Raw genomic sequence first — 18,601 nt, forward strand, 5'->3', positions numbered from 1 at the left:
TTCTCAATATTATGACTGGATTATGACGAAGACTCCGACGTAGACTTCGCTAGTCCTGCTCTCCGAACGCCGAAGATCGGCACGAGGGGACGAATCATGGACTTCAAGCAGGGTGTCTCGATCGCCGCGGTGGTCGTTGCGGCCTATGGGCCGGCAGCCGTCCAGGCGCAGACCGCGAACACGACGCCGGCCAACGTCAACGTGCTGAACCTGCTCGCGCCGTTCCTCTCGCTGAACGGAACGGCGATCGGGCAGCAGACGCTGCAGCTCAACCTCTCGCAGGCCATCGCCCAGAACCAGGGCGCCTCGGTCGCCGACCAGCAGCGGGCGATCAGCGACAAGGCGCTGCCCGGAAGCGCCGCCTTCGCGACGACGATCACCCTCCTCGACGGGACGCGGGTCAATCTCGGGCCGGGCGACAATCTCGCGGGCGGGCTGCCGCTGCAGGCGGCGCAGAGCCCGGGCGGCCTCAACCCCTACCAGCCCGTGGGCGGGCTCGGGCCGCAGCTCGGCGCGATCTACCAGACCGGCATCCGGGCGAGCACCGCGACGAGCGGGCCGCTCACCAACACCTTCAACCTCCTGAATCAGGCCTACACGGTGCTCAGCGCCAACCTCGGCGTGGCGAAGAGCTACTTCGCGAACGGGGCAGCGAACAACCCAAGCACCGCGCCCTCCGGCAACGCGCCGCCGATCCCGGCGGTGGCGCCGGCCGGCTACACCCTGCCCACCGGTCTTTACACGATCCCCGCCGGCTCGCCCGCCGGGGCGGCCGGGACGACCGGCACGCTGCCCAACCGCTTCGACAGCGTCCTCGACCTCGCCTACGGCGTCCGCAACACGCAAGCGGGCCAGGACGTCTACGGCTCCTCGCGGCCGATCCAGGTCGCCGCGAGCCGCTACAACGTGTTCGACCCGACAGCGCTGAGCGGCATCGCCACCAACCCGTCCTTCCCGAGCGGGCACACCCAGTACGCCTATACCGACGGCTACCTGCTCGCGATGCTGGTGCCGCAGCAGTACCAGAACATGCTGCTGCGCGCCTCGGACTACGCCAACGACCGCATCGTGCTCGGCGTGCATTATCCGCTCGACATCATCGCCTCGCGCGCCTTCTCGGCCTACGACCTCGCCCAGACCTTCACCAACCCGGCCTACATCAACAACGCCGCGACGACGGGCACGGCGATCAACATGCCGGGCCTGTTCACCCGGGCCGCGGCGGAGCTGCAGGCCTACGAGGCGGCACAGTGCGGGAACACCGTCGCTGCGTGCGCGGCGAGTGCCGCCAACACCGCGAGCAACCCGTACGTGCCCTCCGCCGCCAACCAGGCGCTGTACCAGTCCCGCCTGACCTACGGCCTGCCGACCCTGACCTTCGCCCAGGCGCCGCGCGAGACGGCGCCCGTCAACGGCCCCGACGCCTCGATCCTGCTGGCGCCGCTCTACGGCGGCAGCACGACCGCCGCCAGGACGATCGCGCCGAACGGCGGCCTCTACGGCGACCTGCAGACCGGCACGATCAACCAGATCCTCGTCAACACCGAGACCAACGCGCTCGCCGCCTTCTACGGCACGGCGCTGAGCTACTGGAGCCGTCTCGACCTGTACTCGGCCGCCGGCTACTTCGGGAACGTCACCGGCACCCTGCGGATGGATGCCGCCGACGCGCTGGCGACGAACGTCGCGGTCGGCAACGGCGGCGCGCTCTACGCCAACGGCACGATCGCCGGCCTCGCCACGGTCAACGACGGCGGCCTGCTCGGCGGCACCGGCACGGTCGGCGGCATCAGCGCGCTTTCGGGCGGCACGGTGGCGCCGGGCAACTCCATCGGCACGCTCACCGTCGCGGGCAACGCCGCGTTCGCGGCCGGCTCGGTGTTTCAGGTCGAGGCCAACGCCGCCGGCCAGTCCGACCGGCTCGCGGTCGCCGGCACGGCGACGCTCGCCGGCGGCACCGTGCAGGTGCTCGCGGCGGTCGGCACCTACGATCCGCGCACGCAGTACGCGATCCTCACCGCCGGCGGCGGCGTGGCCGGGCAGTTCGCGGGCGTGACCGCGAACTTCGCCTTCCTCACCCCGACGCTGCGCTACCAGGCCAACGAGGTCGACCTCACGCTGACCCGGAACGACATCGCGTTCGCGACGATTGCGCAGACTCGCAACCAGGGCGCGGTCGCCAACGCGATCCAGGCCGGGGGCCCCGGCACCGGCGCCTACGACCGCACCATCGGGCTGACGACGCCCGAGGCGGTCGGAGCCTTCCGGGCGCTGACCGGGGACATCCATGCCAGCGCGATCTCGGCCGAGTTCGAGACCGCGTTCTTCGTCCGCGAGGCGATCCTGGACCGGATGCGCTGGGGCGCCACCCCCGGCTTCGCGGAGGGCGCCGATTACGGCCGCCTGCCGGCCGCCTACGCCGCCGACCTGCCCGGTCGCCGCGCCGCGCCGGTGCCGGTGGCCGTCCGCACCCTCGACCCGCGGGTGTTCGGGCTCTGGGGACAGGGCTTCGGCAGCTTCGGGCAGGCCCGCAGCGACGGCAACGCGGCGAGCCTGTCGCGCCAGACCTCGGGCTTCGTGCTCGGCGCCGATGTCCGCGTCGAGGGCGGCTTCCGCCTCGGCGTGGCCGGCGGCTACACCGCGACCAGCCTCGACACGGCCGGGCGCCTGCAATCGGGCTCGATCGAGAGCGGCTTCGGCGGCCTCTACGGCGGCTACGAGCGCGGGCCGGTCTCGCTGCGGCTGGGCGCCGTCTACGCCGACAACGCGGCGCGCCTGACCCGGACGGTGGCGTTCGCCGGCTTCGCCGACACGCCGAGCGCCCGCACCGGCGGCTCGACGATCCAGGGCTTCGGCGAGATCGGCTACAAGCTCTTCCTGGGCGGCGCCGCGCCGCCCGTCGGCCAGGACGCCGCCCCGGTCCCGGTGACGACGCTCTCCTACATCGAGCCCTTCGTCGGCGGCGCCGTCGTCGCGATCGGCCGCGACCGCTTCACCGAGACCGGCGGGATCGCCGCGCTGACCGGGTTCGCCCGCGACTACGACCTCGGGGCGGCGACCGCCGACGTACGGGCGCAGACGAGCTTCGATCTCGGCCTCGGCGCGCCGGTCTCGGCCCACGGCCTGCTCGGCTACCGCCGGGCCTTCGGCGACGTGGTGCCGACGGCGCTGCTGGCCTTCGGCGCCACCGGCCCGGCCTTCCTCACCGCGGGCATCCCGATCGACCGCGACGCCCTCGTGGCGGAAGCCGGCCTCGACCTGCGGGTCTCGGCCGCCGCCACCCTGGGCATCGCCTACACCGGGCAGGTCGGTGCCCGCGCCGAGGACCACGCCGTCAAGGGAAACTTCACCTACCGGTTCTGAGCTGTTTCGGACCCATCACGATCGGGCCAAATTCCCACCGCCGCGACCCTCGGGTCGCGGCGGTTTTGCGTCTCACGCGATGTCTCTGCGCGCCGACCCAACCCCTCATCTCGATCCTGAACGCTTCCGAGAACCGGTAGCCTCGAAGGAGCCCGCCGGCTGGCGTCGCAATGGCAGGAGGGCTCCTTCGAGGCTGCCGAGGCAACACCTCAGGATGAGGGCCTGGGTGGGATGGACGAGATTCTTCCCCGTCCGGCTTTCCGGTGCGCGCTATCAGCGGAACGCCGGCAGGCTCCTCAGTGCAGTCTGCGTCGAGCCATCCCGAAACACCCGCCCCATCAGCCGAATCGCGGCAGCGGCGCGATCCGGGGCACGTCGGTGCCGCCCTTGCGCTCGAGCAGGCCGGGCGGCGGAACCGGCGCCACGATCGTGCAGACGACGCCTGCGGGATCGAAGGCGAGATTGACCTCGCCGGCGAGCTCGCGGGCGAGGCTGCGCTCGATCAGCCGCGAGCCGAACCCGGTGCGCGTCGGCTTCGCCACCGGCGGGCCGCCGCTCTCGACCCATCGCAGGGTGAGGCTGACCTCGTCGTCGCGCCGGAGCGTCCAGGCGATGTCGATGCGGCCGCCTTCGCGCGAGAGCGCACCGTACTTGACCGCGTTGGTGCCGAGCTCGTGCAGCGCCATGGCGATCGACAACGCGATCCGCGGCGGCAGCCGCAACGGCGGCCCGGAGACACGGAAGCGCGAGACCTCCGGGGAATCGAGCGGGCGGATCGCGTCGGCGACGACCGTGGCGATCTCGGCCCCCTCCCAGCTCTCGCGGGTGAGCACGTCGTGGACGCGGGCGAGCGCCAGGAGCCGCGCCTCGAAGGCGCCGCGGGCCGCATCGGCCTCGGCCCCGTCGAGGCTGCGCAGGGACTGGTTGGCGATCGACTGGACGGTGGCCAGCGTGTTCTTCACCCGGTGGTTCAGCTCGTGGATCAGGAGCAGCAGGTGCTCCTCGGCGGACTTCGCATCGGTGATGTCGACGTTGCAGCCGGTGTAGCCGAGGAAGGTGCCGCCGTCGTCGAGGCGCGGCACGCCCTCGCAGCGGAGCCAGCGCACCGCCCCATCGCGATCGATGACCCGGACCTCGGTGCGGAAGGGCTTCCGCGCGTCGAAGGCGTCGGTGAAGGTGGCCGAGAAGCCGGCGAGGTCGTCGGGATGGACGATCTTGTGCCAGCCCTCGTTGGCCAGCGCCGTCGCCGGCATTCCGAAGATGTGCTCGAAATGCATGTTGACGAAGCTGACCGTCGCGGCCTCGTCCGTCATCCAGATCAGTGCCGGCGCGGAATCGGCCATGTGGCGGAAGCGCGCCTCGCTCTCCCGCAGAGCCGAGAGCCCGCGGCGGGTGTCGGCCAGCGCGCGGTCGCGCTCGCCCTCGCGGGTCTTCAACCGGAGCGAGGCGTCGGTGAGCACGTCGCCGAGGCGGCGGATCTCGTGCACCGGCGAGGCGATGCGCGGGATCGCCTCGCCGCGCGACAGGGCCGGGCCGGAGGCCGCGAGCTGGCGCAGCGGACGCGACACCCGCGACCACAGCACGACGGCGAGCGCCGACGACGTCGCCAGGACGAGAAGGCCGAACCCGCCGAAGGCCCAGACCCAGCGGCGCAGCCGCGCGTCGACGAGGGTCTGCGGGATGCTGGTGCCGACCGTCCACCCGGTGAGGCGCGAGCGCGCCTCCACCACGACGACCGGGCGGTGCTGCCGGTCCTTGCCCTGCCAGACGCCGGGCGTCTCGGTCTGGATCTGCCGCAGGCTGGCGAGGCGCGGGCGTCCGACGATCGCGCCCGGGTCGGGCAGGCGGGCGAGGACCAGCGCCTGCCGGTCGGAGATGCCGGTGGTCCAGCCCTCGACGACCTCGCGGGCGAGGATCGCCTGCAGGCGGCTCACGGGCGCGCTGAAACTGAGGATGTAGGCGACGTTCGGGCCGACCATCACCGGCACGGCGACACCGTAGGTGGCATCGCCCGGCATCGGCCCGGGAAGGTAGCCGGTCACCATCGCCCGCTGGGTGCCCGAGGCGATCTCCTTGTCGAACGGCAGCACGGTGATCGGCAGCATGCCGCCGCGCTTGATCCCGGTGTTGACGATCTGCTGCCCGTCGGGACGGCGCAGCATGATGTCGAGGTCGATCGCCTCGCGGACGAGACGGGCCTGCGCGTCGAAGGCCTCGAACTCGCCATCCTTCAGGCGCGGCGAGGTGGCGAGGGTCTGCAGCACCGAGACCAGGCCGGCGGTGTCGCGATCGATCGACAGGGCGATGCCGCGCACGTTCTCGCGGGCATCCTGCTCGAAGCGCGCACGCTCGACGGAGGCGTAGCGGGCGAGCAGGATCGCGGTGAAGATCAGGCCCGGCCCGATCAGCGCGATCACCAGCGCGACGAGGTAGACCTGCGTCGAGGCGCCGTTCCGCTCGAGCCGCTCGATGCGACGGCGGAGCCAGCTCGGATGCGGGCCGCGGCGGCCGCGGGCGGCGGGCAGCTCGCTCGGGCTCACCGCAGCATCCGGATCGCGGGCGGGCGCGGCGTCATCGGGGGCGTAGTCCTGCAGCATCGCGCCATCACGGGTCGGACTTCGGCCGATCGGAGCTCGGCCGGTCGATATGGCCGAGATCGCGCGCCGGATCGAGCCGGTCGCGCACGCGCTGCTTCAGGGCCTTCACGTCGGGGAAGCCGCCGTCGCGGGTCCGCTCCCAGACCGTGTCGGGGCCGACGGTGATCGAGAAGGCGCCGCCGCTCGCCGGGATCAGCGCGACCTCGCCGAGGTCGTCGCGGAAGGTCGAGAGCAGTTCCTGCGCCATCCAGGCGGCCCGCAGGAGCCAGTTGCACTGGGTACAATAGGTGATGGCAACGCGCGGCTTGTCCGCCGCAGCTTGAGGCGTGTCATCCATGGGGCGCACAGCGCACCGCGGCGATGGGCTTGTCAACCTCGACCGACTCCGCCCGGACGAACGCGCGACGCATCGCGAACGCGCGGCGCGGCCCTTCTCCCGGCGGGTGCGGCACCCTATCTCACGTCGGCGTGATTACGGCCAAGCTGGGCCGGACGAGGCAGGCAGGAGTGGTGGACATGTCGTCGAGTGCGGACTTCGCAACGCCGCGGACGAGCCCGATCATCGCCCGCATCGCCGGTGCGCTGATCGCGATGCTGTTCGCGTCCTGCCTCTCCGGTTGCGGCGCGATCAACCGCGTTCCCACGCTGGAGGAGCAGGCGAAATCCTCCTGGAGCGAGGTGCAGAACCAGTACCAGCGCCGGGCCGACCTGATCCCGAACCTCGTCGAGACGGTGAAGGGCTACGCCAAGCAGGAGCAGGACACCCTGACCAAGGTGACCGAGGCCCGCGCCAACGCCACCAGCGTCAAGGTCGACGCCTCGACGATCACCGACCCGGCCAAGTTCAAGCAGTTCCAGGACGCGCAGAACCAGCTCAGCGGTGCGCTCGGGCGCCTGCTGGCCACGGTCGAAGCCTACCCCGACCTGAAGTCGAACCAGAACTTCCTGGCGCTGCAGTCGCAGCTCGAGGGCACCGAGAACCGGATCGCGGTGGCGCGGCGCGACTACATCGGCACGGTCCAGGCCTACAACACCGAGATCCGCACCATTCCCGGCCGCTGGATCGCGGCGTGGTTCTACCCGGAATCGAAGCCGATGGAGACCTTCACGGCAACGCCCAATTCCGAGCGGGCGCCGAACGTGAAGTTCTAGGGATTTCCCGCGCATGCGGCGCGGAGCGCTCAGGGCCTTCCCCCTCGTCCTCGCCCTCGTGGCCTGCGCCGGGCTGTGGACGGCTGCGGCGGCTGCGGAGCTGACCTTTCCGAAGCTGACCGGGCGCGTCGTCGACGCCGCCGGGATCCTCACCCCCGAGCAGCGCGGGACCCTGGAGGCCAAGCTCAAGGCCTACGAGGACAAGACCTCCGATCAGGTCGTCGTCGCGACGGTGCCGAACCTTCAGGGCACCACGATCGAGGATTACGCCAACCGCCTGTTCCGGGAGTGGAAGATCGGTCAGGCGAAGACCAACAACGGCGCCCTGCTGATCGTGGCGCCGACCGAGCGCAAGGTCCGCATCGAGGTCGGCTACGGCCTCGAAGGCGCCCTCACCGACGCCCTGTCCCGCGTCATCATCGCGAGCGCGATCACGCCGCGCTTCAAGGACGGCGACTTCGCCGGCGGGATCACCGCCGGCGTCGACGGCATGCTCTCGATCCTCTCGGGCGACGCCGAGGTCTGGCAGCGCAAGCCGAAGGTCCGGTCCGACGAGGTCGATCCGGCGCAGGTCGCGATCTTCATCGGCCTGTTCCTCCTCGTCCTGTTCGTGGCGTGGCGGATGAACCGCGGCGGCCGCGGGCGCGGCGGCGGCATCGTTTTTCTTCCCGGGCCGGGGACCGGCGGTTGGAGCGGCGGCACCTCGGGCGGGTTCGGCGGCGGCTTCTCCGATGGGGGCGGGTTCTCGGGCGGCGGCGGCTCGTCCGGCGGCGGAGGAGCCTCGGGTGATTGGTAGCCCCCTGCTCACGCCGGATGCCTGCGCACGGATCGAGCGAGCCGTCGGCCGCGCGGAGGCCGGCACCGCCGGCGAGATCGTGGTGATGGTGGCGGCCCGTGCCGGGCAGTACCGCTCGGTCGCCCACGTCGCGGCCCTCGTCGCCGGCCTGATCCTGCCCTGGCCGCTGCTGGTGCTGACCAGCTGGAGCACCGGAGCGATCCTGCTCGCGCAGGCCGCCCTCGTGGCGGCCCTCCTCGCGGCGGCCCTGTCGGAGCGGCTGCGCGTCGCCCTGACGCCGCGTCGTGTCCGGCGCTCGCGGGCCCGCGACGCCGCCCGCCGGGCGTTCTGGTCACGCGGGCTGGGACGCACCCGCGGACGGACCGGGATCCTGCTCTACCTGTCGCTGGCCGAGCATCATGCCGAGATCGTCGCCGACCAGGGCATCCTGGATCGCGTCGGCTCGGAGCACTGGACCGCGACGCTCGCCGACCTCACTGCCGCCCTGCGCAAGGGCGAGGCGGAAGCCGGGCTTCTGCGCGCGGTCGAACGCATGGGAGCGGAGCTTGCGCGTCACGTGCCGGCCGGCCGCGGCGACCCGGACGAGCTGCCGAACCACGTCATCGTCGTGGAATAGGACCGCAGCGGTCCGGACGGTGGCGGGAAACGCTCCCCGCACCGCGACGGAGGCGACCGCCCGGCCGGATACCGGAAGCGGATATCCGCTCACCCCCTCACCGTGAGAGTTGTGGGGATGAGAATCGATAGCTCGGGCCGGTCCTAGCCGCCGGTGACGCTCATGTGGCGCGGCACCGCGGCCGGGCGCTGGCGCTCGATGACGAAGTCGTGTCCCTTCGGCTTGCGCGAGATCGCCTCGACCACGGCCGCCGTCACGAGCGCGTCGTCGGGCGAGGCACGCAGCGCCGCGCGGAGGTCCGCGGCGTCCTCCTGGCCGAGGCACATGTAGAGCTTGCCGGTGCAGGTCAGGCGCACGCGGTTGCAGCTCTCGCAGAAATTGTGGGTCAGCGGCGTGATGAAGCCGAGCCGCCCGCCGGTCTCCTCGACGCGGACGTAGCGGGCCGGGCCGCCGGTGCGGTCGGGCAGCGGCGTCATCGTGTAGCGGTGCTCGAGACGCGCGCGGGCGACCGAGAGCGGCAGGAACTGGTCGGTGCGGTCGCCGTCGACCTCGCCCAGCGGCATCACCTCGATCAGCGTCATGTCCATGCCGAGGCCGTGGGCCCAGGCGATCATGTCGGCGATCTCGTCCTCGTTGACGCCCTTCAGCGCCACCGCGTTGATCTTCACCTTGATGCCGGCGGCCCGCGCCGCCGCGATGCCGTCGAGCACCACGGGCAGGTCGCCGCGGCGGGTGATCGCGCGGAACTTCTCCGGGTCGAGGGTATCGAGCGAGACGTTGACCCGGCGGATGCCGAGCTCGGCGAGCTCGGCCGCGAAGCGCCCGAGCTGGGTGCCGTTGGTGGTGAGCGTCAGCTCGTCCAGCGCACCGGTGCCGAGATGGCGGGACAGGCGGCGGAACAGGTGCATGATGTCGCGACGCACCAGCGGCTCGCCGCCGGTGATCCGCAGCTTGCGCACGCCGCGATCGATGAACACCCCGCAGAGCCGGTCGAGCTCTTCCAGCGTGAGCAGGTCGCGCTTGGGCAGGAAATTCATCTCCTCCGACATGCAGTAGACGCAGCGCAGGTCGCAGCGGTCGGTCACGGAGATGCGCAGGTAGGTGATCGCCCGCTGGAACGGGTCGATCAGCGGCGCCGGCTGAACGTGGCTTTGATGGCCCATGCGGGACTCTGAAGGCGGCGATGCAGTTTCCGCGCGGCGATCGGATGACGAACCTAGCATGGATGCGCATATGATGGGACGCAGGCCCGTGGGCAAGCGCGTGCAGGGACGCAGACGCGCCGCCGGCCTCAGAAGTTGCAAGGGAGTTCGACCGTGACCGAGGAACGCTGGCCGACCGAGATCCGGCTTTCGGGAGACAAGCGCGTGCTCAACATCGCCTTCGACGATGGTGGGCGCTACGCGCTGCCGGCGGAGTATCTGCGGGTGTCGAGCCCGTCGGCCGAGGTGCAGGGCCACTCGCCGGCCGAGCGCAAGGTGATCGGCGGCAAGCGCGCGGTCGCGATCCTCGAGATCCAGCCGGTCGGAAACTACGCGGTCAAGCTCGGCTTCGACGACATGCACGACACCGGCATCTTCGGCTGGGGCTACCTGCACGAGCTCGGCCGCGAGTACGACGCCCGCTGGTCGACCTACCTCAGCGAGCTGGCCGAGCGCGGCCTGGACCGGGAGACCGCGAAGGTCGCCCCGATCAAGGGGGGCTCCCCCAAGGACGCCGGCGCGAAGGGCGGATGCGGCGGCGGCGGGTGCGGCTGCCATTGAAACCCGCCAGCGAAACGAGAAAGGCCGGCGTCTCCGCCGGCCTTTCTCGTTCTGCAACCGTCCCGTTCCGGACCGGCGATCGGCCGATCAGCGCTGGACGATGACCTTCGTGCCGACCTTGGCGCGGGTGTAGAGGTCGATCACGTCCTCGTTGGCCATGCGGATGCAGCCCGAGGACACGGCGGTGCCGATGGTCTCCGGCTCGTTCGAGCCGTGGATGCGGTAGATCGAGCCGCCGAGATACATCGCGCGGGCGCCGAGCGGGTTCTCGATGCCGCCCTTCATGAAGCGCGGCAGGTCGGGGCGGCGGCGCAGCATGGTCGCCGGCGGGCGCCAATCCGGCCATTCCTTCTTCATCGTGATGTTCTGCACGCCGCCCCAGGTGAAGCCGGGACGGCCGACGCCGACGCCGTAGCGCAGAGCCTCGCCGTTGCCGAGGATGTAGTACAGGCGGCGCTCGGCCGTGGAGACGACGATGGTGCCGGCCGAGTACGGGCCGTTATAGGCCACGGTCTCGCGCGGAACCGCCGACATCTGCGGCACGGCGGAGGCCATCGGGTCGGCTGCGTTGAGCGAAGCGTTGGCCGTCGGGACCGCCACGGCCTGGACCGCCTGCGGGCGCACGCGCACCGACAGCGCGTTGTCCAGCGGCTGACGGGTCAACGGGTCGATCTCGTAGGCGAGTGCAGGCGCCGCCCAGGCGGCAGCCGCACAGACGAGCCCGATCAGGGCGAAGTTACGACGCATCAAGGCCTCTCAAAAGGCAGGCGAAAGTTGTGGAGAACGCGGTGGACGACGCTTCGGCACGATGCCGTGCCAAGTCTCGCCAAGGGGTAAACGAGCGCGGCCCAAAGCCAAGCCTGAAACCGCGCCGCACTATGGTTCGCGTCGCGCCGTGACACGGTGGCAACACTGTGGCAGCTTTGCCGTATCGGAGCGAGAACGTGGCCGGGTCGCGCGCTGTGGATAACGAACGCTGACACATCTTTTGCCGGCAGCTGCCGAATACGGCGACGGTGCGGCGGGATCGAGATGAGGACCTGCCGCGACGTGACGCGAACCGATCGTCATCCGGTCGAGCGCTGTCCTGGCCGCGACATCGCGCGGGCTTTGTAGTCTATTCGGCGCCATGCCCCGATACGGATGCCTGTCGCACCGGATAGGAGATCTTCGCCCGTATCCTGAGACCACGGGCCACCTTCCGAAGCGCGTTCCTCAAGATCGAGGACGCGCTTTTTCCTTTTCGGGAGGTCGATGCTTGGCTCAGCGCGGCTCGACCAGCACCGGCAGGCCGCCCTTCGGCTGCAGGCTGATTGCGCCGAACGGCACCACCGGCGCGTCGGAGGCGAGGCGGAAGCGGAAGCGGCGCCCGAGCACGGCGATCACGACCAGCATCTGCGTCAGCGCGAAGGATGCCCCGACGCAGACCCGCGGGCCGGTCGCGAACGGCAGGTAGGCGAGCCGCGGGCGGCCGACGCCGTTGCCTTCCGTGAAGCGCTCGGGATCGAACAGGTCGGGATCGCGCCAGAGCTTTCGGTGCCGGTGCACGATCCACGGCATCACGGCGATGATCGCGCCGCGCCGGACCCGGTGGCCGCCGACGATGTCGCGAGCCGCGGCCTGCCGCAGGATGGCGGGGATCGGCGGATACAGCCGCATCACCTCGTCGAGCACGCGGCGGGTATAGGGCAGCTTGTCCAAGGCGTCGGGGGTCGCGACGCCGTCGGGCATCGCCGCGTCGAGCTCGGCATGGAAGCGCGCCTCGACGGTGGGATGCAGGGCGAGGAGGTACCAGATCCAGGTCAGCGCTCGCACGGAGGCCGCGCCGCCGGCGATCAGGCTCGCGGCCTCGTCGCGCACCTCCGCATCCGGCAGGCCTTCGCCGGTCTGCCGGTCGCGCCCGTGGGCGAGGCGCCACAACAGGTCGTGCGGGCCGGCGTAGTCCGGCCCTCGCCGTGCGGCGATCATCGCGTGCAGGTCGGCGTCGAGCAGCGGCAGGGCCGGGTCGCGGCGGCGGTGGACGAGGCGGTCCGCGAGCCAAGGCGGCTTCGGGATCAGGTCGATCAGCCGCGGCTTGTGCGGCACCTTCGAAAGCCAGCGCAGGATCGGCAACCCGGCAGGATCGCCGCCGGTGACCACTTGGTTCCACAGCAGCGTCGAGAGGCTTCCGACCGAGCGCTCGATATCGACCGGCGCGGTCGAGCCCTCGGCCTCGACCGCGTCGGCGATGCGGCCGGCCAGTTCCAGCATCGCCGGGATGTCGGGACGGATCGAGCGCGGATCGATCGTCGGCGTCGCGACGCGGCGGTGCCGCCGCCAGACCTCGCCCTCGCTCGCCAGGGTGCCGGTGCGCAGATCGGTCTCGAACAGGCGGCGGATCGAGGTCACGCGGGGATAGTTGTCGAACCGGTCGATCAGCACGTGACGGATCGCGTCAGGATCGCTGACGAAGAGGACCTGCTGGCTCCAGTAGTTGCGCGGGACGATCAGGCGCTCGAACAGCTCGGCGTCGCAGGCCGCGAGCGAGTTGGTCGCGGCGGTCCTCAGGAAGGTCCAGGTCGGCAGCCGCCGAGCCGGACGCGGCGGCATGCCGGGAATCGGCGGATCGCCGGCCGCCGAAGCCGCCCGTTCCGCCACGTCGTCCGATACGCTGACCGCCATGGAACCCCAACCCGATTTCCGGGCCGGATGCTGCCGGACCGCCTCGCCTCGCCCCGAGACGGACCTCCCATGCCGATCCGACAGTCGCGGCACAAGGCCTGATGCCGCGAGGCACCTACCGGTCCGGGTGTTCCGGTCAGGCGGCGTCGAGGCCGAGATCGATGATCGCGGCGCTGTGGGTGATCCAGCCGCAGGAGATCAGGTCGACCCCCGACGCCGCCACCGCGCCGACGGTCGCCGCGGTGATCCGGCCCGAGGCTTCCGCCAGCGCACGCCCGTCGATCATCGCCACCGCCCGGGTGAGCTGCTCCGGATTCATGTTGTCGAGGAGCACCGCGTCGGCGCCGACCGAAAGCGCCTCCTGCAGCTGGTCGAGCGTGTCGACCTCGACCTCGATCTTGACGAGGTGCCCCGCCCGGGCGTGCGCCCGCTCGATCGCCGGGACGATGCCGCCGGCCACCGCCACGTGGTTGTCCTTGATCAACACCGCGTCGTCGAGGCCGAAGCGGTGATTCGAGCCGCCGCCGGCGCGCACCGCGTGCTTCTCCAGCGCGCGCAGGCCCGGCGTGGTCTTGCGGGTACAGACGATCGAGGCCTTGCCGTGCGGCCGCGCCGCCTCGACGAGCCCTGCCGTGGCGGTCGCGACGCCCGACATCCGGCAGAGCAGGTTCAGCGCGACGCGCTCGGCGGTGAGGATCGCGCGGGCCGGCCCCGACAGCCGGATCACCACGTCGCCGGGCGCGACGCGGGCGCCGTCGCCGCGCTCGACCACGGCCCGCACCGCCGGATCGATCAGGGCGAAGGCGATCACCGCGGCGTCGACGCCGGAGATCACGCCGTCCTGGCGGGCGGCGATGACGCCGTCCAGGCGTGCGTCCGGCGGCACGATCGCATCGGTGGTGATGTCGCCGGCGCGGCCGAGATCCTCGAGCAGCGCGGCGCGGACGATCGGCTCCACGAGGAGCCGCGGCAGGGGCAGGATATCGCTCATCGGGCCAACGCCTCGTCGGTGCGCGCGGGTTCGGATGGGGCCGCGCCGGGGCTGCGCAGCGTCGCCTCGGTGTGCCGGGCCGGCGCGGCGTGCGGATGGTCGCTGCGCCAGTGGCCGCCGCGGCTCTCGCAGCGCCCGAGTGCCGCCTGCGCCATCATCCGGGCGGTGAGCGCGGCGTCGCAGCCCGTTTCGGCCAAGCGCGACAGGCCGTCGACGGCGATCTGCAGGCCGGCCGCGTCGCGGACCACGCCGACATGGCGCTCCATGATCGCCCGGATCGCCGGCAGGTCGCTCGATGCGCGCGCGGTGCGGATCTCGGGCAGGACGGCCGCCGGCGGCATCGCGTCGAAGGCGTCGGCGATGAAGCCGGAGAAGGCCAGCGCCTCGAGCAGCGAGTTGCTGGCGAGCCGGTTCGCGCCGTGCAGGCCGGTCGAGGCGACCTCGCCGTTGGCGTAGAGGCCGGGAACGCTCGACGCGCCGGTGCCGTCCACCCGGATGCCGCCCATGTGGTAGTGCGCGGCCGGCCGCACCGGGATCGCCTGCCGCGCCGGATCGACGCCGGCCGTCGCGCACAGGCCCGCGACGGTGGGGAAGCGCGTCGGCATCGCCGCGCCGAGCGTCCCGCGGGTGTCGAGGTAGACCGTGCGGCCCCGCGCCAGGGCCTGGAAGATGCCGCGGGCGACGACGTCGCGCGGCGCGAGGTCGCCGCCGGCGATGCCGGCCATCACGGCGGCGCCGGTCTCGTCGACGAGCCGGGCGCCCTCCCCCCGCAGCGCCTCGGTGGCGAGCGGCATCGGGTCGGCGCCGACGGCGATCGCCGTCGGGTGGAACTGCACGAATTCGAGGTCGCGCATCACCGCGCCGGCCCGGGCCGCCAGCGCGAGGCCGCGGCCGGTGGCGCCGCGCGGGTTCGTGGTCGAGGCGTAGAGCGCGCCGACCCCGCCCGTGGCGAGCACGACGGCGCGGGCACGAATGCGGAAGCGCGCGCCGTCGCGCTCGCACACGACGCCGGCCGCCGCCCCGTTCTCGTCCTGAAGCAGGTCGTGGACCGAGGCGGTCACCACCTCGATGGAGGGCGTCGCGAACACCGCACGCACCAAGGTCTCGAGGACGCGCGCGCCGGTGGAGTCGCCGCCCGCCCGCACGATCCGGCGGCGGCCGTGAGCCGCCTCCAGGCCGAGCGCCAGAGCACCGTCGGCGTCGCGGTCGAACGGCGCGCCGAGCGAGACCAGCCAGTCGATCAGCCGCGGACCTGCCGCGGCCACCCGAAGGGCGACCGCAGGATCGGTGAGGCCGGCACCTGCAGCCTCGGTGTCGGCGGCATGGAGCGACGGGGCGTCGTCGGCGCCGATCGCGGCGGCGATGCCGCCCTGCGCCCAGCCGGTGGCGGTGCCGAGCCCGAGCGGCGCAGCGCTGACCAGCGTCACCGGCCGCGGCGCGAGCCGCAGGGCGACGCTCAGGCCGGCAACGCCGGCGCCGACGACGACGACGCGGTCGGCGGGGTTGCGGGAGAACGCGTTCATCGCGCACCCACCGCGAGCATGCGCTCCACCGCGGCGCGCGCCCGGTCGGCCAAGGCCGGGTCGACGACGACCTCGTGGGTCAGGGTCTCCAGGGCGTGCCGGATGTTCGACAGGCTCATCCGCTTCATGTGCGGGCACATGTTGCACGGCTTGATGAACTCGATGTCCGGGTTCGCGGCCGCGATGTTGTCAGCCATCGAGCACTCGGTCACGAGCACCACCTGCGCCGGGCGCTTCTCGGTGACGAAGTTCATCATCATCGCGGTCGAGCCCGAGAAGTCGGATTCGGCGACGACGTCCGGCGGGCATTCCGGGTGGGCGATGACGGTGACGCCGGGATAGCTCTCGCGCACCTCGCGGATGTCGGCGGGCGTGAAGCGCTCGTGTACCTCGCAATGCCCGGCCCAGGTGAGGATCTCGATCTCGGGCAGGACCGCCTGGACGTTCTGCGCCAGGAACTCGTCCGGGATCATCAGCACGCGCTTCACACCGAGCGAGCGGATCACCTCGACGGCGTTGCCGGAGGTGCAGCACAGGTCGGACTCGGCCTTCACCGCCGCGGAGGTGTTGACATAGGTCACGATCGGCACGCCGGGATACTTGGCGCGCAGGCCGCGCACGTCGGCGGCGGTGATCGAGTCGGCGAGCGAGCAGCCGGCGCCGAGGTCCGGGATCAGGACGGTCTTGCCCGGGTTCAGCAGCTTGGCCGTCTCGGCCATGAAGTGCACGCCGGCGAGCACGATCACGTCGGCCTTCACCGTCACCGCCTCGCGGGCGAGCGCCAGGCTGTCGCCGACGATGTCGGCCACCGTGTGGAAGATCTCCGGCGCCTGATAGTTGTGCGCCAGGATCACGGCGTTGTGCTCGCGCTTGAGGCGGAGGATCGCCTCGATGTCGGGGGCGAGCGCCGGCCATTCGATCGCCGGGATGTGGCGGCTGACCCGGGCGTAGATCTCGGGCAGCGGCATCCCTGCCGGAACGGCGCGGGGGGCGGAGACGGGAAACGCGGTCGACGCCATGGCGCCCTCCATTATGCTCAGTTTGAGCATTGTGCCGCCTAAGTTAGGCGCGCCGGATCGCCGTGTCTAGATATGCTGAGACTGAGCATAACGGTTTTGCGACGCACCCTGCGCGATGCGTCGCACAACGCCGTCGCCCCGGTCCGAGGCTCGCGCGCTTCCGGCGTGATGGGCTCGTTCAGGACAGGTTGGTCGTCCTGTCCGGGATGCGGAATTTTTGACCAGGACACGGGCCGTGGGAGGACCGACGCCTCGCCGCGATGAGGCAGCAATGCCTAGATCGCCGCAGGCCGAAACCGCTCAAAGATAACCTATGTTGCTGCGGCACCCGATCGATTGCGCGACATCGCGAGCCGGTGCCGAGGCGCCATCGGAACTCCAGCTGCGCGGGGCACGATGCTCATCACCACGGAAGACAGCAATGGCTCCTCGGACTCCCTGTCCGTCGCGGCGCCGAAACTGTCCGATGCGATCCGCATCCATCTCGGTGAGCATCTTCGAACCACGTATGCCGCCTCGATGCAGGCCCCGCCGCCGTCCCATCTCGGCGATCTGCTGGCGCGCCTCGAAGTTGTTCTTGCCGACGCGCAGGGGCGCGACGACGCGGCGTTCAAGGCCGGCCTGCTCGAAGCCGCCACCAGCCTGCACAGCTTCGCCATCTCGCTGACCCGCAACCCCTCGGCGGCCGACGACCTCGTGCAGGACACGATGCTGCGCGCCTGGCGCAGCCGCGGCAGCTTCAAGGTCGGGACCAACCTCGGCGCCTGGCTGTTCACCATCATGCGCAACGCCTTCTACAGCGTCCACCGCAAGCACGCCCGCGAGATCGCCGACAGCGACGGCGATCACGCCGCGCGCCTGACGAGCCTGCCCGAGCAGGGCGGCCACCTCGATCTTCAGGACGTGCAGGCCGCGCTCGGGCGCCTGTCGCCGCCGATGCGCGAGGCGCTGATCCTCGTCGCCGTCGAGAACGTGTCGTACGAAGAGGCGGCGACGATCCTCAAGTGCCGGATCGGCACCGTGAAGAGCCGCGTGTGGCGCGCCCGCGACCAACTCGCGCACATGCTCGGCTATACCGGTGCCGAGGTCGGCGCCGACCACCTCACGCTCTCGGCGATCGGCGAAGGCGGCCTCGCCGCCGGCGCCTGAGCGGACCGTCCCTTCGCGGGCGCGACCTGCCCCTTCGCAGGCGCGACCTGCGTCGTCGAGCGCGAGCGGCAGCCCTAAGGTCGAGAGCGATCCCTGAAGCCGGCAGCGCGCTGCGTCCGGGTCGTCGAACCATGCCGCCGCACGGCGCGCCGATCGCGATCACATTCTTTATCCTACCGCGCCGATCCGGCGCAGTCTGGAACGGATCGAATCAATCCGTCTGGCGTTCCCGTTGCGATACCGCCCTGCGGGCACGCACTTCGCCCGCACCACAGCCGCCGGCACCACCGGTCGCACGGGACAGCGAGCATGACGGACAAGACACGAGACGGCGCCTTCGCGCTGACGCGGCGGACGCTGATGGAGAGCTGCGCCGTCGCGGCGGCCGCCACCGGCTTCGGCCTGCCGGCAAAGCCGGCCTTCGCGGACGCACCGGGCGATCCGGCGCCGCAGATGCTCCCGGTCCGCCTGACGGTGAACGGCACGGAGCACGACCTCACCCTCGACACGCGCACCACCCTGCTCGACGCGCTGCGTGAGCATCTCGACCTCAACGGCTCGAAGAAGGGCTGCGACCACGGCCAATGCGGCGCGTGCACGGTGCTGGTGGATGGGCGCCGGATCAATTCCTGCCTGACGCTCGCCGCGATGCACGATGGCGACGCGATCACCACGATCGAAGGCTTGGGCACCGAGGAGCAGCTCCACCCGATCCAGGCGGCGTTCCTCCAGCATGACGGGTTCCAATGCGGCTACTGCACGCCGGGCCAGATCTGCTCCAGCGTCGGCATGCTGGCGGAGGTCAAGGCGGGCTGGCCAAGCCACGTCACCGAGGACCTCGTCGGCAAGGCGGCGTTCACCGATGCCGAGATCCGCGAGCGGATGAGCGGCAACCTGTGCCGCTGCAGCGCCTACCCGAACATCGTCGCGGCGATCCGCGACGTCGCCGGCATCGAACTCTAGAGGCGCGC

Annotated in this window: 15 protein-coding genes; 7 read left to right on the forward strand and 8 right to left on the reverse strand. The window is 71.5% G+C overall.

Annotated elements, in window-relative coordinates; all coding sequences use genetic code 11:
- Positions 1–96 precede the first annotated feature (96 nt).
- Entirely contained in the window at positions 97–3,363 is a 3,267-nt protein-coding gene (locus MKK55_RS29060) for an autotransporter domain-containing protein (RefSeq protein ID WP_279596235.1), read from the forward strand.
- Between the two features lie 338 nt (positions 3,364–3,701).
- On the opposite strand, the gene MKK55_RS16470 is transcribed toward MKK55_RS29060, so the two are convergent.
- A complete protein-coding gene (locus tag MKK55_RS16470; protein ID WP_243936433.1) occupies positions 3,702–5,960 on the reverse strand; it encodes a sensor histidine kinase in 2,259 nt (752 codons plus the stop codon).
- A gap of 7 nt (positions 5,961–5,967) precedes the next feature.
- Positions 5,968–6,297, reverse strand: coding sequence for a SelT/SelW/SelH family protein (locus MKK55_RS16475; RefSeq protein ID WP_147844652.1), 330 nt, complete (start codon positions 6,295–6,297; stop codon positions 5,968–5,970).
- A gap of 179 nt (positions 6,298–6,476) precedes the next feature.
- On the opposite strand from MKK55_RS16475, the gene MKK55_RS16480 reads away from it, so the two are divergent.
- The 3 genes from MKK55_RS16480 to MKK55_RS16490 are packed head-to-tail and all read left to right on the forward strand — an operon-like array spanning position 6,477 to position 8,524.
- Entirely contained in the window at positions 6,477–7,112 is a 636-nt protein-coding gene (locus MKK55_RS16480; protein WP_147859166.1) for a LemA family protein, read from the forward strand.
- A gap of 13 nt (positions 7,113–7,125) precedes the next feature.
- A complete protein-coding gene (locus tag MKK55_RS16485; protein ID WP_147859167.1) occupies positions 7,126–7,908 on the forward strand; it encodes a TPM domain-containing protein in 783 nt (260 codons plus the stop codon).
- A complete protein-coding gene (locus MKK55_RS16490; RefSeq protein WP_243936442.1) occupies positions 7,898–8,524 on the forward strand; it encodes a TPM domain-containing protein in 627 nt (208 codons plus the stop codon). Before MKK55_RS16485 ends, MKK55_RS16490 begins: the two co-directional genes overlap by 11 nt.
- Before the next feature lie 143 nt (positions 8,525–8,667).
- Here the strand turns inward: MKK55_RS16490 and moaA are convergent, their stop codons facing one another.
- Positions 8,668–9,687: a GTP 3',8-cyclase MoaA gene (gene moaA / locus MKK55_RS16495; RefSeq protein WP_147843840.1), complete on the reverse strand. Its 1,020-nt coding sequence runs from the start codon at positions 9,685–9,687 to the stop codon at positions 8,668–8,670.
- A 153-nt stretch (positions 9,688–9,840) separates the two neighbouring features.
- On the opposite strand from moaA, the gene MKK55_RS16500 reads away from it, so the two are divergent.
- Complete coding sequence (locus MKK55_RS16500; protein WP_147728341.1) at positions 9,841–10,287, forward strand: gamma-butyrobetaine hydroxylase-like domain-containing protein; 447 nt, start codon at positions 9,841–9,843, stop codon at positions 10,285–10,287.
- Positions 10,288–10,374: 87 nt separating this feature from the next.
- Here MKK55_RS16500 and MKK55_RS16505 read toward each other — a convergent pair whose 3' ends face one another.
- The 5 genes from MKK55_RS16505 to nadA all read right to left on the reverse strand — a co-directional run bounded on the left by MKK55_RS16505 (position 10,375) and on the right by nadA (position 16,481).
- Complete coding sequence (locus MKK55_RS16505; RefSeq protein ID WP_147843841.1) at positions 10,375–11,034, reverse strand: L,D-transpeptidase; 660 nt, start codon at positions 11,032–11,034, stop codon at positions 10,375–10,377.
- Positions 11,035–11,550: 516 nt separating this feature from the next.
- On the reverse strand, positions 11,551–12,948 hold the full coding sequence (locus MKK55_RS16510; RefSeq protein ID WP_243936444.1) for a cytochrome P450: 1,398 nt from the start codon (positions 12,946–12,948) through the stop codon (positions 11,551–11,553).
- 136 nt (positions 12,949–13,084) lie between these two features.
- Complete coding sequence (gene nadC / locus MKK55_RS16515; protein WP_243936446.1) at positions 13,085–13,939, reverse strand: carboxylating nicotinate-nucleotide diphosphorylase; 855 nt, start codon at positions 13,937–13,939, stop codon at positions 13,085–13,087.
- A complete protein-coding gene (locus MKK55_RS16520; RefSeq protein ID WP_243936448.1) occupies positions 13,936–15,462 on the reverse strand; it encodes an L-aspartate oxidase in 1,527 nt (508 codons plus the stop codon). The genes nadC and MKK55_RS16520 overlap by 4 nt, the downstream gene beginning before the upstream one ends.
- On the reverse strand, positions 15,459–16,481 hold the full coding sequence (gene nadA / locus MKK55_RS16525; RefSeq protein WP_243936450.1) for a quinolinate synthase NadA: 1,023 nt from the start codon (positions 16,479–16,481) through the stop codon (positions 15,459–15,461). The genes MKK55_RS16520 and nadA overlap by 4 nt, the downstream gene beginning before the upstream one ends.
- A gap of 396 nt (positions 16,482–16,877) precedes the next feature.
- Between nadA and MKK55_RS16530 the strand changes: the two genes are divergently transcribed.
- On the forward strand, positions 16,878–17,630 hold the full coding sequence (locus MKK55_RS16530; RefSeq protein WP_243936452.1) for a sigma-70 family RNA polymerase sigma factor: 753 nt from the start codon (positions 16,878–16,880) through the stop codon (positions 17,628–17,630).
- 309 nt (positions 17,631–17,939) lie between these two features.
- Positions 17,940–18,593, forward strand: coding sequence for an aldehyde dehydrogenase iron-sulfur subunit PaoA (gene paoA / locus MKK55_RS16535; protein WP_243936459.1), 654 nt, complete (start codon positions 17,940–17,942; stop codon positions 18,591–18,593).
- Positions 18,594–18,601 lie beyond the last annotated feature (8 nt).

The organism is Methylobacterium sp. J-059 (assembly GCF_022829485.1).
Classification (GTDB): Bacteria; Pseudomonadota; Alphaproteobacteria; order Rhizobiales; family Beijerinckiaceae; genus Methylobacterium.